General features: G+C 36.0%; 5 protein-coding genes and 1 pseudogene. All 6 read left to right on the top strand.

Going from position 1 to position 16,288, the window contains the following annotated elements; genetic code table 11:
* Nucleotides 1-167 precede the first annotated feature (167 nt).
* Entirely contained in the window at nt 168-3,965 is a 3,798-nt protein-coding gene (locus BBH99_RS14225) for a T9SS type A sorting domain-containing protein (protein WP_165601951.1), read from the top strand.
* A gap of 662 nt (nt 3,966-4,627) precedes the next feature.
* Entirely contained in the window at nt 4,628-9,208 is a 4,581-nt protein-coding gene (locus tag BBH99_RS14220; protein ID WP_083188834.1) for a T9SS type A sorting domain-containing protein, read from the top strand.
* Nucleotides 9,209-10,686: 1,478 nt separating this feature from the next.
* Nucleotides 10,687-11,823, top strand: coding sequence for an EpsG family protein (locus BBH99_RS14210; RefSeq protein WP_066696961.1), 1,137 nt, complete (start codon nt 10,687-10,689; stop codon nt 11,821-11,823).
* An 81-nt stretch (nt 11,824-11,904) separates the two neighbouring features.
* Nucleotides 11,905-13,053 carry a hypothetical protein gene (locus BBH99_RS14205; protein ID WP_066696959.1) on the top strand — a complete coding sequence of 383 codons (1,149 nt, stop codon included), beginning with the start codon at nt 11,905-11,907 and terminating at the stop codon, nt 13,051-13,053.
* Nucleotides 13,054-13,107: 54 nt separating this feature from the next.
* Nucleotides 13,108-15,669, top strand: coding sequence for a type I DNA topoisomerase (topA, locus tag BBH99_RS14200; protein ID WP_066696957.1), 2,562 nt, complete (start codon nt 13,108-13,110; stop codon nt 15,667-15,669).
* A 148-nt stretch (nt 15,670-15,817) separates the two neighbouring features.
* Nucleotides 15,818-16,288, top strand: a pseudogene (locus BBH99_RS14195) (arginase); the annotation flags it as partial.

Raw genomic sequence — 16,288 nt, 5'->3', positions numbered from 1 at the left:
TTACTTAGTCTGATTTAACTGACTGAATATTCCAGATAAAAATTGAAAATAACTGCTTTAGGTAATAAAGTTGGAGACAGTTGAATGTTTTGCATTCTATCTGATGATGAATTTATTATATGGATTACCCATTTATACCTATTCAAAACACTTTTAATTCTATACCTATGGAAAAGAAGTCAATGTTAAAGATTTTTGTTGCAGTATTTTGTATTGCATCGTCTCCTATATGGGCAAGGATAATCTCCTTCCAACAATCTGGTGAGACCAGTATCGGATTCAAATATAAGCCGGCTTTACCGCCAAGCACCTATGATCTGGATCCTCTTATCATTATTTCACAGAATGTGAATCAAAAGGGATTGGTAGCTATTAAAGGAAACTTTCAAAAACCCGCTACCACAGGAGATGTAAAAGTTACCATCAAATATAAGGATATCCAAAATAACTGGATTCCCATATGGTGTAAAACTTTTGCAGGTAACTATGAGTATAATAAAGATCTTACGGCTAATTTCGAGCTGCCCGCATCAGCTTTGAATGCACAGTCCGTTAAAATCGAATTAAGCTCAAATGAAAATATTCCGAATTGGCAGTCAGTTGTGTGGAATAAATCAATAAGTCATTACAAGTATTCAGATTACGTCTATGGTAATTGTGATCTGAATGAAAACCGGAGTTTTACAAATTCAGCTACAGAGGAATGTGCTGTTTCCTGCTTTACCATCAACTCAAGAGCTGTATCAGATTTTGCAGACTGGTCTAAAGCCCCAAACAGCTATATCTTCACAGGGAAGGATAAGAAAACCAACGCAGATGTAGATGGGCTTTATATCCCTGTAAAAAAGGCATATAAAATGTGGAATACTAACCCTCTCATGGGCGGAAGCCCTATCCCGGCGGGTACTGTGACTGCGGATGTATATTGGGAAGATATCCATGGATTAATAAAATCCGGAGACAATTACAGCCTGGAAATTATAGGATCCGGAGAAGATGCTAAAATAAAAGTTCCGATTAATAAGACTAAAGAAGGAAATGCAGTCATTGCTTACAAAGTAAACGGAGAGATTTACTGGTCCTGGCATGTTTGGGTTACTGATGATCCTACCAACGGCTCCACTTACAAGAGTTTTGATGGGGTAAAAAGACAAAGAACAGACGGAACTGTAGAACTAATCCCAGATGCAGACTGGGGCTGGATGGACAGGAACCTGGGAGCTTTAGGGAATACCATTACCGGAACCGATTATAACAAAAATGGAGGTCTGCTTTATCAATGGGGAAGAAAAGACCCGATTCCTCCATTGGCATACAAAGGAAACGACTTCTACGAAGCTTCCGGATCTGTAGGAAGAATAAGACACAAACATTCCAGGAATATGGCGAATGGTTCCCAAAGAATAGATAATTTAATTAAAACGGTAACCTTATCCAATGCCACTGTTATTAATAACCTCCGCTTGTCCATTAAAAACCCGTTAAGTTTAATATATGTAAACAAAGATGATAATTCCGGACAGGCCCTTTATAATAACAATGCCAATCTCCAGGTAAACTGGTTTGGTAATTCAGCAACACTGCCTCCGAATAGATTAAGTGAGTTAAACTTATGGTCTGATAATTCAAAAGGCTTTATTACAAGCGGAGATTATAATAGTGATAACAGCGCTAATCCGTATAGGGATAAATCATCTTTTGACCCTTGTCCTAACGGATGGAGAATCCCTTCTGTATTGGTTTCCAATTTAGGGAATGGAAGCTATATTGATGATTTAAGAGTAGATTTCAGTCCGTTTGGTATTAAGAATAATATATCCAAAAATATCTTTGAAGCCAATAAGTATCATATCATTAAGCCTAATGATAATAATACTCCGGATTTTATGAAAGGGTTCAAAATCTATAACAATGTGGGGGTAGACCTTAGTAATGTAGGAGGGAATAACATGGGAATATTCCCTGGTACCGGTATGCTTGTAAGAAATTACCATGAAGGGCAGTATACAGATCAGCACGAAACGTATTTATGGACTGCAACAATGCCAAAATGGTTTGATGCCACCCCTGTAGTATCAGCCAGAAGTTTCCGTATGATTCCTGACAGAGATCAACCGGATGTTCCTGATCCTTCTCTACCTTCAATCACTGGAAGATACCAATATTATCCGATAGGAGGGGGAGCAACTTCCGGAGCCTATGGATGCAGATGTATCAAAGATCCTTTGTATGAAGTAAACAATTATAATTTCCCTACCGAATTCTTTAATAATGCAGTGGAATATGCTGAAGGCTTAAACAATCCAAACTCGTATACGATTGTTAAAAGCACTGTAGAATCTACCATCCAGATCCCAATCAGTAAGGCTTTTTCTGCTCAAAGCAAACTGCTTAACAATCCTGATATTTTAAATCCATCAAACTTCAATGATCTGAAAGTTAACGTATTGTGGTCTACAGCTACCGGCTTGATCAGTAATATTGCATTGTCTAATGCTGCTCCTGCTTCATTAGCCGATATTTCCAATACGAATATCAATGTTAAAATTGCACCAAACCAATCAGGGAATGCTGTTGTTACATTACATAATGGAAGTATCACCAACCCTATTTACTGGAGCTGGCATATCTGGGTAACCAATACGCCTATCAGCTCTGTTACCTATGTTACTGAATTACCTAATCAGGCAGCGGTAAATTATATCAATTACCTCAAGCCTGGTGAAGTTATCAAAACAGAGATAATGGATAGAGACCTTGGAGCTAATCAGGCTATTGCGGAAGCTAATAAAACGACTTCTACCGGAGGATTACACTACCAATGGGGTAGAAAAGATCCACTGCCTGTTTTTGTAAATGCCAACAGAAACTCAGCGCCGGTTTATTTAGGGACTGTACAGTCAAATGGCACTGTTACTTATAGCACACTTTCTGCCGCAACGTATTATTCAGATTCTTACCTTAAAAAGTATCCTGATTATTCTGTACAGGCGAATGTATTGGCCACTGATAAAGTTGCGGATAAAATCAGCAAAGTTTTATCTTATTCTGTGAAAAATCCTATGATCTTCATGGTTCCTACTATGACCACGAAATCAGCCGATACGAATCATACCAATGGAGCAGACTGGCTTGCAAATGAGCCTAACCTGGCCCCGGAAAGATGGGGTAGAGGAGGCAAAAAATCACCTTTTGATCCTTGTCCTGAAGGATGGAGGATTCCTGATGTAACAGGTGTTTCTAATACAAGCGTGGGAGCAACTCCTTTTTATAAACCTACTGCTGGAGCAAGCATTCCTAACAATTATGGAGGAACAAGAATCAACAGAAATCCTTACAGTTCCGCAGCTATTGGATATACTTTTGGTGATCCTGCTTATAATATAGGAAGTTTTGCCAATCTGGGAGTAAGAGGAGGTAGAAATACCATAGAAGCCACCCCTGCCGCTCCGGATTTCAATGCTATCGATTACGTTTATGGAGGCTTTTGGTTAGGAGCTTTAGGTTCCAATTATACAGGAAGAGCATTAAGAACGGAGATACAGTACATCGGGAACTACTTAATTCCGTTTAGCAGTAATGCTGATCCGTACTTTGCCCAAAACTGCCGTTGTGTTAAAGTAAAATATGATGAAAACGGAAATGAGTTAGGCCCGATTCCTAAACTACAGGTTACTTCATTATCTGCGGCTAAAGCTACTAATGTTTTAGCCAAATCAGTAATTGAGGATAAAATAACCCAGAATAAGTTTGAGTTATTCCCTAACCCTGTGAAAAGGATATTATACATCAAAGGGAATGAGAGGGTTAAAGAATATTATTATCAGATCTATAATACTGCAGGAGAGATGGTAAAATCGGGTAAGTTTGAAAATGAACAGATTGATCTTTCTTCTTTACTATCCGGAGCTTATTTAATACGAATTAACAACTCGGAAACCATAGTGAAGATTATTAAAGAGTAACATGAATGCATGTGAAATTTGGAACCGCCTCAAAAACTGAGGTGGTTTTTTTATAGAGTTAAGGGCCTGTTTTAGAATTTTTTTTTTGAAAATGATTTCAATTTATTGTCACAAGGATATCTGAATACGTTTTAAAATTAATCAGCAATAATTTTTTATAATTAATTTAAATTTGAACATGTAAAGTCTGAAAGATCGAAGCTGTCATTTACTTTTTCGAGTACAATGGCAGTTTTTTATAATAAATTGACTTTATGAAACTGTAAATCACTCATTTTTGATTTACCTACTCTGTTTTTCAAAAACACAATCTCTCTATTGTGGGATATCTTTTTTTTTATAATTTTGTTAATGATTTAAAGATCAGATTTATCTGTCTCTTTAATTATTTAAAAACACATAACAGGAAAACTCAAATAGATAAACATGAAAAAAAATAAATACGTTCTACATATGGGGATATTATATTCTTTACTGCCTATGAGCCCCACTCATAAGGACTTGATTTAATCACGCTTTTTTCCAGATAATAAAATAGGAAATTCCACTTTTTAATTGTAGAGGTTGGGATTGGAATAGTTTTTTAAATTCTATTTAATTCCTAATATTATTTGGTCTATATATTCATTTCACCCCTCTAAAACACTTTTAATTCTATACGTATGAAAAAAAAATCGACCTTAAAGATTTTTGCTGCAGTACTTTGTATTGCTTCGTCTCATACCTGGGCAAGGGCAGTATCTGTCCCCAGACCTGTTGAGACCAGTATTGGATTCAAGCATAAGGACGCTTTACCCCCAAGTTCCTATGATCTTGATCCGCTTATCATCATTTCACAAAATGTGAATGAGAAGGGATTGGTAATTATGAAAGGAAACTTTCAAAAACCGGCTACCGCAGGAGATGTAAAAGTTACTATTAAGTATAAGGACGCCCAGAACAACTGGATCTCTGTATGGTGCAAAACTTTTGCAGGTAATTATGACTATGACGAAGATCTAACAGCTAATTTTGAGTTACCACAATCAGCTCTAGCTTCACATTCTGTAAAAATCGAACTGAGTTCTAATGAAACGGTAACCAACTGGTCGTCTGTTGTATGGAACAAGACAGTAAGCCATTACAGACAATCGGATTATGTCTATGGAAACTGTGACCTAGATGAAAACCAGTACACCATTCTGTTTACGCCTAAAAAAAACGGAACTGTTGTATATAATCCTAACGGAACGGTTTCAGGAGTAAAGGATAGGGTAACTTCCCAGCATTTGGTAAGGAAACTTGATGATATTGTTTTGTCATTCCAGGGCAACGCGACATTAGATAATTCCAATGTTAATTCGCCGGTGGTTAATATTACAAATCCGAATAACCTTCCTACGATTGCCAGTTCTCAAAAGTATATTTATCAGAATAGTGATACCAGTCCTTTCGAGTTCTCTTATCATGATCCGGTATATATGTTTGCAGGAAAGTTTTCCAATGAAAGTTTCTTTATCAACTTCAGCAACTGGTTTTTACCAGCGGATCAGGGAGGTGAAGCCTGGGGTAGGGGATATCTTGATTTTACAAATCCTAATGCTCTTGTCAATCGATATTATAATCTTTATAATTACATCAATGAAAAGCTGGGTGATGTATTTACCAATCAGCAGCCAGTTGTTATTGTGATCAGTAAAGTCACCGGATTAAGAGTATATAAAGCCAACGGCGAATATGTTTCTCTTTCTGCCATAAGTAATTATAATACAACGAATGATTTTGGGTATCCGCCGCTTAATAATAAGCAGAGAGGTCCTGGTTCTGAAAACTTTTCACTGAGTAACACTTCTCAGGCATCTTTGTATGGTGTTGGAGCTATCAGAAACAGAAAAGTAATTGCCAGTTGGAACGGTCCGTCAAGACCTTTGATGGATATCGAAAGCGAGATCAATAAGTTTATAAAGTATGTGGGGATTTTTACCAACCCTGTTACAGAAGAATGCCCTGTTTCTTGTTTTACCATCAACTCTGGAGCTGTATCTGATTATGCAGACTGGTCTAAAGCACCAAACAGCTATATCTTCACAGGTAAGGACAAGAAAACCAACGCAGATGTAGACGGTCTTTATATCCCTGTAAAAAAGGCATATGAAATGTGGAATACCAATCCTCTTATGGGCGGAAGTCCTATCCCGACGGGTACTGTGACTGCAGATGTATATTGGGAAGATATCCATGGATTAATAAAATCCGGAGACAATTACAGCCTGGAAATTATAGGATCCGGAGAAGATGCTAAAATAAAAGTTCCGATTAATAAGACTAAGGAAGGAAATGCAGTCATTGCTTACAAAGTAAACGGAGAAATCTTCTGGTCATGGCATGTTTGGGTTACTGATGACCCTACCAACGGCTCCACTTATAAGAGTTTTGATGGCGTAAAAAGACAAAAAAGTGATGGAACAGTAGAATTAATTCCTGATTCAGATTGGGGATGGATGGACAGGAACCTGGGTGCTCTAAGTAATACCATCACCGGAACTGAATTTAACAAAAATGGAGGTCTGCTTTACCAATGGGGACGAAAAGACCCGATTCCTCCATTGGCATACAAAGGAAATGACTTTTACGAAGCTTCCGGATCTGTAGGAAGAATAAGACACAGACAGTCCAGGAATATGGCGAATGGTTCCCAGAAGATCGACAATTTAATTAAAACAGTAACCTTATCCAATGCTACAGTTCCTAATAATATCCGTTTATCTGTTAAAAATCCATTAAGCTTAATTTATGTGAACAAAGATGATAATTCTGGTCAGGCTCTTTATAATAACAATGCCAATCTTCAGGTAAACTGGTTTGGTAATTCTGCTACATTACCTCCGAATAGATTAAGTGAGTTAAACTTATGGTCTGATAATTCAAAAGGCTTTATTACAAGCGGAGATTATAATAGTGATAACAGCGCTAATCCGTATAGAGATAAATCATCTTTTGACCCTTGTCCTAACGGATGGAGAATCCCTTCTGTATTGGTTTCCAATTTAGGGAATGGAAGCTATATTGATGATTTAAGAGTAGATTTCAGTCCGTTTGGTATTAAGAATAATATATCCATCAATACTTTTGAAGCCAATAAGTATCATATCATTAAACCTAACGATAATAATACTCCGGATTTTATGAAAGGGTTCAAAATCTATAACAATGTGGGGGTAGACCTTAGTAATGTAGGAGGAAATAATATGGGGCTATTCCCAGGTACAGGCGTTCTGGTGAGAAATTACCATGAAGGGCAGTACACGGATCAACACGAAACGTATTTATGGACTGCAACAATGCCAAAATGGTTTGATGCCACCCCTGTAGTATCAGCCAGAGGCTTCCGTATGATTCCTGACAGAGATCAACCGGATGTTCCTGATCCTTCTTTACCTTCTATTACAGGAAGATATCAATATTATCCTATTGGTACTGGAGCAACTTCCGGAGCTAACGGATGCAGATGTATTAAAGACCCTCTGTATGAAGTAAACAATTATAATTTCCCTACCGAATTCTTTAATAATGCAGTGGAATATGCTGAAGGCTTAAACAATCCAAACTCGTATACGATTGTGAAAAGCACTGTAGAATCTACCATCCAGATTCCAATCAGTAAGGCTTTTTCTGCTCAAAGCAAACTGCTTAACAATCCTGATATTTTAAATCCATCAAACTTCAATGATCTGAAGGTTAATGTATTGTGGTCTACTGCCACAGGCTTAATCAGTAATATTGCATTGTCTAATGCTGCTCCTGCTTCATTAGCTGATATTTCCAATACGAATATCAATGTTAAAATAGCTCCAAACCAATCAGGGAATGCTGTTGTTACATTACATAATGGAAGTATCACCAACCCTATTTACTGGAGCTGGCATATCTGGGTAACCAATACGCCTATCAGCTCTGTTACCTATGTTACTGAATTACCTAACCAGGCTGCTGTTAATTATATCAATTACATCAAGCCTGGTGAAGTTATCAAAACAGAAATAATGGATAGAGACCTCGGGGCTAATCAGGCTATTGCAGAAGCTAATAAAACGACTTCTACCGGAGGATTACACTACCAATGGGGTAGAAAAGATCCACTGCCTGTTTTTGTAAATGCCAACAGAAACTCAGCACCTGTTTATTTAGGGACTGTACAGTCAAATGGCACTGTTACTTATAGCACACTTTCTGCCGCAACGTATTATTCAGATTCTTACCTTAAAAAGTATCCTGATTATTCTGTACAGGCGAATGTATTGACTACTGATAAAGTTGCGGATAAAATCAGCAAAGTTTTATCTTATTCTGTGAAAAATCCTATGATCTTCATGGTTCCTACTATGACCACGAAATCAGCCGATACGAATCATACCAATGGAGCAGACTGGCTTGCAAATGAGCCTAACCTAGCCCCGGAAAGATGGGGTAGAGGAGGCAAAAAATCACCTTTTGATCCTTGTCCTGAAGGATGGAGGATTCCTGATGTAACAGGAGTTTCCAATACAAACGTGGGAGCAACTCCTTTTTATAAACCTACTGCAGGAGTAAGTATTCCTAATAATTATGGAGGAACAAGAATCAACAGAAATCCTTACAGTTCCGCAGCTATTGGATATGCTTTTGAGGATGCAGCTTATACCATAGGAAGTTTTGCTAACCTGGGAGTAAGAGGAGGTAGAAATACCATAGAAGCCACCCCTGCCGCTCCGGATTTCAATGCTATCGATTACGTTTATGGAGGTTTCTGGCTAGGCGCTTTAGGTTCCAATTATACAGGAAGAGCATTAAGAACTGAGATACAGTATGCCGGAAATTATTTATTTCCATTCAGCAGCAATGCTGATCCGTACTTTGCCCAAAACTGCCGTTGTGTTAAAGTAAAATATGATGAAAACGGAAATGAGTTAGGGCCGATTCCTAAACTACAGGTTACTTCATTATCTGCGGCCAGAGCAACTAATGTTTTAGCCAAACCAGTAATTGAGGATAAAATAACCCAGAATAAACTTGAGGTATTCCCTAACCCTGTGAAAAAGATATTATACATCAAAGGGAATGAGAAGGTTAAAGAATATTATTATCAGATCTATAATATGTCCGGCCAGATGGTAAAATCGGGTAAGTTTGAAAATGAACAGACTGATCTTTCTTCTTTACTATCCGGAGCTTATTTAATACGAATTAACAACTCGGAAACCATAGTGAAGATTATTAAAGAGTAACATGAATGCATGTGAAATTTGGAGCCGCCTCAAAACTGAGGCGGTTTTTTATGAATTAAAAATATTCATATTTGTTCCGGTTTTATCTGGCTGTCTATAATTTGGATTGTAAAACTCTTTGATAGACTTGTTGTTACTAATATTATATTCATATAAATTATTCCGAATATTCAATAAAAACTTTAAGGTCTATTAATACTTCCTTTTGTGAAATTAATTACCTTTGTGATGTTCCAAATAAATAGTATCAAAACACAAATGGGTTCTATTACAAACTACTTTTTGCGATTTTTTTTATTCTTTATTACTCTTTTTTTAATTTTTAAGATTTATTTCGCATATACTATTGCCAATGGTTATCCTTTTGGCGACTGGCTTATTAATTATCAGGATGGAGGTTTTAAAAGAAGAGGATTGCTGGGAACAATCGTTTTTTTTATGTACGAGAAATTTCAGATTAAAGTACAGTATACCGTATTTTTCTTTCAGTTTATCTTCCATTTTCTTTTTTTCTACTATCTGGTCCGGCTAATCAGTTTGAAAAAATACAATTTTCTTGATTTTGTATTTTTATTTACACCTTTCTGCTTATGGGGATTGGTTTCAGATTCTGGCATGGGGGCAAGAAAGGATGGGGTTTTATGGTTTATGATGTCTTTTTTTACCTATCACCTTACAAAGGGGAACATGGGCAAGTGGCGTTGGTATTCTTTTTATATACTATCTTTTGTTTCGGTTTTTATACATGAAAGCTTTGTTTTCTTTTTTCCCTGTTTTGTTAGTCTGTATTACTTTCATACAAAAAAGATTGAGGTTTCTAAGATTATCCTGATTTCATTATCATTCTGTATTCCCGCTTTGATTATCTTCTTTTTGGGAATGAAAAGTGTTGGTTCAGAATATACAATAAATGTCATTAAAGCTTGTGGAATTAATTTTCAAAGCGATAATATCTTTGCATGGAAAGAAAATAAGTTGTTAAAATTAGATTACTATTATGAACATCTTTATGGTTATTCACTTTATATCATAACCTTCACATTGCAGTTTATGTATGTGATTTTCTATTTATTGATAAGAGAATTTAAAAAAGAAAATATACAAAGACTGGTATTTTTCTTTTTTGCCTGTTTATTGTGTGCAGTCCCTTTGTTTTTGATTGCTATTGATTTTGGAAGATGGTTCTACAATTTGTTTATCTTCTGGGGTATTTTGATTATTTCTCTTTTGCCGGTTGCAGATGCAAAGACATCCGTTTTTGATGATAAAACTATTTTTTCAAAAAAAAGTATGAGCTTTATAGTGTTGGTTTTTTTATCCAATTTTCTTTATAGAGTGCCTTCATACCTTATTGGAATTGAAATAGCAGCGCCGTTAAGAAGATTGATGATTTGGTGCGGATATTCGTAGAATAATTCAAAGGATAAGCTTCAATTATGAGATTTTATTAATATTTGATTTTTTGATACATTAGCAGTATGGATATATTACCTCTTTACTTTTTAGTAATTTTCATTATTTTATTATTTCTTTCTTTTCAAGAATATTCCGGCGGGTATATACACCCCGGAATCTTATATACAATTTGTTTTTTTCAAATTATTCTGATTGGATTTCGAAATGAGGTAGGACCGGATTATGGTTCTTACAGAGGGATTTTTGACTACTCTTATCTTAATGATTATTCGAAAATATTTTTGAGTAATGTTCCATTCAGCAATACTCCAAAGCTGGGAATAGAATGGATATATGTCCTGATGAACAGGGTGGTATTTGATCTGGGACTTCCTTTTTATGTAGTTACTTTATTAGTAGCCACTATCTCACTGACATTATTCTATACATTCCTCATTAAAAATTCGGATTATCCTACTCTTTTGATTTTAATAGGCTTTATTCCCGGAATGTTAATTTCTACTGGGGGACAGATGAGGCAGGCAATAGCCGGGGGAATTATGTTCTACTCTTTCATTTTTATTAAAGAAAGAAATCTGTTAAAGTACTTTCTCTGTGTGTTTCTGGCTGCAGGATTTCATACTTCTGCGTGGGCAACCTTACCATTATATTGGTTGGTGAGAATCCCCTTGAATAGATTCTTAATCTTTGCTTTGGTGCTGGGCTCAATGATATTATCTCCCTTTAAAATATATGAACAGCTTGGGGTTTTTCTGAATGCTGTAGCAGGAGGTACTTCAATTTCAGATGGAGTTAATGGATACATGGATGAACAGTATGCGAGAATTAACGGAGGTTTTGGTATTCCTGAGATGTTAATGGTTCTTTATACATGTTTTATTTTATATTTTAATGATAAATTAGAAGAGAAAAGCCCTTATTATGAGTATTACAGAAACGTTACCATAATAGGAATATGTGCATTTTTCATTCTAAGGGAAAATCCAATTCTAAGTTCCAGACTGGTAGGGGTTTTCATGGGGTTTGTAATGTTACTTATAGCAAATTCAATGTCAGTGGTTTCTAAAATAGAAAGACGTTTTATTTTTTCAGGACTTCTCTTTATCGTATTTTTTAACTTTATTATATTTTCAATTTTTAATGCTAAAAAGGCCAATTATTCTATAGATACCTATAAGAATTTTGTATTACCTAATTAAACTGATTTTATATATTAATGGCAGACTGATTGGGTAAGGTTACTTTATCATTTCGTTTCTTGAGGATTTTAAAAATACACTATGCGGATAGAAAAGCTTGTACAACATTTTAATAGTAAGATATTTATTTATTTTCTTATCGCCGTTACAGCAATTTATACCCTTGCATTTACCCTTGCATTTAATCTTAAGGATGACGGATATATTCTTGCAGACTGGCTTATTAATTATGAAGACGGAGGTTTCAAAAGAAGAGGGCTATCCGGGAGCTTCTTTTTTATTCTTCAGGATATAACAGGATTTAGTCTTAACTATATTGTTTACTTTTTTCAGTTTATCATTATTTCCCTGTTCTTTTGGTGTTATACAAAGCTTATCAGGTATAAAGTTACAGATCTGCTTTATCTCTCCCTTTTGCTGTCTTCCATTGGTTTTGTAGGGCTTTTGAACACTGTGACTTATGTAGGAAAAAAAGAATTTATTGTTTTTCTTTTATTTACCTGTTTTGTATATCTTTTAGATCATGATAAGCTTTCAAAATATAAAGAATATATCTTCTGTTTATTTCTTTTCATAAGTACACTTTTGCACGAGGTTACTCTGTTCTATGTTCCTTATTTTGCCATTGCACTCTATGTGAAAAACGGAAAGCTGGAGGTCAGAAGATACATCAAATACTTTCTGGCAGTAATTATTCCCGCAGCAGCTATTGTAGTATTTGGAAAAAATGTGAACGAAGGAATGTCTTTGGAAATTTTGAGCAAAAGAGGGGTACATCCTACTTATGGAATTTTCTATTGGAATATTGATGAAAGACAATACATTAAAGAACACCTTAACGAATATCTGCTGTACTTTATCAGTTTAGGAATAAGTATATTTCATATCGGCTATTATTTAAAATATCTAAATGGGCGAAAGATTTTATATATATTATTAATCGGGGCCTTTATCTTTTCATTTCCATTGTTTTATCTCGCTATAGATTGGGGAAGGTGGATGTATATTCATATGATATTAATAATTGTACTTTTTGCCATGATGCTGAAAAAAGGAGATTCAATATATGTTTATGAGCCCATCACTATCAACCGAAAATTCTACATTACAATAGCTATCATACTGCTGTCCCTACTATACAGAGTAGAAATGTCCGGCAGTGGTTTTACCTTCGAAGGAATACTCTACAGACTATTTGTTGCTCCCATGGAATTATTAAATAAAATGTGATTTCAAAAAGTATATAATAAAAAAGCTTTACTTTTGCAAAAAATTTTTTTTAGAATGTCGAAAAATTTAGTAATCGTAGAGTCCCCGGCGAAGGCAAAAACTATTCAGAAATATTTAGGTAAGGATTTTGAAGTGAAATCCAGTTTCGGACATATCCGGGATCTGCCTAAAAAAGGAATGGGAATAGATCTTGCCACCTTTAGTCCTGATTACGAAGTTTCAGCAGACAAGAAGAAATTGGTGACAGAATTAAAGGCCGCCGTAAAGAAAGCAGACATGGTTTGGCTGGCTTCCGATGAAGACCGCGAGGGAGAAGCTATTGCATGGCACTTAGCAGATGAATTGAAGCTGAAGCCTGAAAACAGGAAAAGAATTGTTTTCCACGAGATTACTAAAAATGCCATTCTAAAAGCAATTGAAAATCCAAGGGATATCGATCAGAACTTAGTGAATGCTCAGCAGGCAAGAAGAGTGCTGGATAGGATTGTAGGTTTTGAAATGTCTCCGGTTTTATGGAAAAAAGTAAAACCAGGGCTGTCTGCAGGAAGAGTGCAGTCGGTAGCCGTGAGATTAATTGTAGAAAGAGAAAAGGAAATCCGTGAATTTATTCCAAAAGCAAGTTTTAAACTGGACGGAATTTTCTTAAACAATACAGAACAGGAAATTGCTGCTAAGCTTAAAAAAGACTTCGAAAAAGAAGTGGAAGCAGAAAAATTCCTTGAACAGGCAAAAACCACAGAATTTAAAGTTCTGAATGTAGAAACCAAGCCTGGAGCACGTTCTGCATCTGCACCTTTTACCACTTCTACCTTACAGCAGGAAGCTTCATCAAGATTAGGCTATAATGTGACCAATACCATGCGTCTGGCGCAGAGACTATATGAAGAAGGATTCATTACTTATATGAGAACAGACTCTGTAAACCTTTCTCAGGAAGCTATTGAAGGAGCCAAAAAACAAATTATCTCAGAATATGGAGCAGAATATTCTTCTCCAAGAAATTATACTACGAAATCAGCTTCTGCACAGGAAGCTCACGAAGCCATCCGCCCTACGGATTTTGGAGTAAAGAGCATTGGGGATGCACAGTTGAATAAACTGTATCAGCTGATCTACAGAAGAACATTAGCTTCCCAGATGGCGAATGCTAAAATTGAAAAAACAGTCATTGAGATCGGAAATGCTTCTTTACCACATCATTTTGAAGCTCAGGGAGAAGTTATCATCTTTGATGGTTTCCTTAAAGCTTACGGGATTGTAAAAACCGAGGACGATGATGAGGAAAACAATGAAAAACTATTGCCAAAAGTAAAAGTTGGAGAAATCTTAAATTATAAATCCATTACGGCAACAGAAAAATTCACAAGACCAAGTGCAAGATATACCGAAGCCGGATTGGTTAGGAAACTTGAAGAATTAGGGATTGGGAGACCTTCTACTTATGCACCCACTATTCAAACCATTCAGAACAGGGAATATGTGGATAAAAGAGAAATTGAACCGCAAACCCGTGAAGTGATCAAAATGTCTTTAGTAAAGGACAATATCAAAAAGGTAGTTTTGGATGAAAAGTTCGGTGGTGATAAAAATAAATTTGTTCCTACAGATATAGGTGAAGTTGTTAATGACTTTTTAACAGATAACTTCAGAGAAATCCTTGATTATGGTTTCACAGCAAGAGTAGAGGAAAGCTTCGACGAAATTGCCAGCGGAGATCAGAAATGGAAAGAAATGATGACAAACTTTTACTCTAAATTTCACCCAAGAATTGAAGATGTAGAAGAAAATGCAGACCGTGCAACTGGAGACAGACTTTTAGGAGTTGATCCTAAAACCGGTAAAAATGTTCATGCAAGAATTGGAAGATTTGGAGCAATGATCCAGATCGGAGAAACAGATGATGAAGAAAAACCAATCTTCGCTTCATTAATGGCGGGCCAGAATATTGCAACCATTACCTTTGAGGAAGCATTGGAGCTTTTCAAATTACCTTTTGAACTGAATGATTTTGAAGGTCATGCCGTTTCCGTTGGAGTAGGAAGATTCGGGCCTTATGTAAAATGGGGAGAAACTTTCATCAGTATTCCGAAAGGGGAAGATCCGCTTTCTGTAGACCAAAACCGTGCAGAAGAGATCATCAACGAAAAGAAAAAAGCAGATGCTCCTATCGCAACCTACAAAGGAGAACCTGTTACCAAAGGATCAGGAAGATTCGGACCATTTATCAAATACAAAGATATTTTCGTGAATGTTCCGAAGAAATATAACTTCGATAACCTTTCTCAAAGCGATATCAACGAACTGATTGACGCTAAACTTGAAAAAGAAGCCAACAGATATATCCAGCAATGGGAAAAAGAAAAAATTTCCCTTGAAAACGGAAGATGGGGACCTTTTATCAAGTTTGGAAAAGCCATGTTCAAAATTCCAAAGAAAAGTGATGATACCAAATACGATGCAGAAGAACTGAAAGAAGTATCTTTAGATGAAGTAAAAAAATGGATCACAGATCAGGATAAAAATGCCTTTGCAGAAAAGAAAAAACCTGCGGCGAAAAAGACAGCAGCTACCAAGAAAACTACAGCTGCTAAAAAACCGGCAGCTAAGAAAAAGTAATATTAATTATATAATACAAAGCCGTTAACAAATAGTGTTAACGGCTTTTTTTATGAACAAAAGTCTTCGGAAGGTTCCCAGTTGTAGCGTTTTTTTGTATGTTTGTTAGATCAAGCAATTGTTAAACTATTATATTTTCAGGTTAAATATGGATTTTGAAGACTTTATCATTTCACCAAGAAATTTTAAAACAGAAAGCTGGCAGATTGGAAATAGGATCAAAAAAGATATAAAAGAAGACAGTATTGTTCTTTTGTTTGTATCAGATTATAGAGGAGCAGGCGGTGATGCGGAAGTACAGGATTTCACAGCAGTCAGAAAAGAGTTTTATAAACTGTCACAGTTGGATTTTGAAATTCCTATTGTGGATCTTGGCGATCTGGTTTCAGGAAAATCCGTTCAGGATACCCATTATATTCTACAGGAAGTGTTGTCAGCCTGTCATTATAAGAGAGCGCTTCCGGTAATTATCGGAGGGTCTAACGACTTTGCTTTTTCACTGTTCTCAGCCTTGAACTTCCATCAGAAAAGCATTAATTATACACAAATCAGCAATATCATTTCCCTGAAACAGGGCGAAGAAATTAATGAATATACTTTTTTAGGGAAAATATTTGGA

The sequence above is a fragment of the Chryseobacterium contaminans genome, from assembly GCF_001684955.1.
GTDB lineage: Bacteria > Bacteroidota > Bacteroidia > Flavobacteriales > Weeksellaceae > Chryseobacterium > Chryseobacterium contaminans.
The sequence above is the reverse complement of the archived record's forward strand: the minus strand, read 5'-3'. Positions and strand labels throughout refer to the sequence as shown.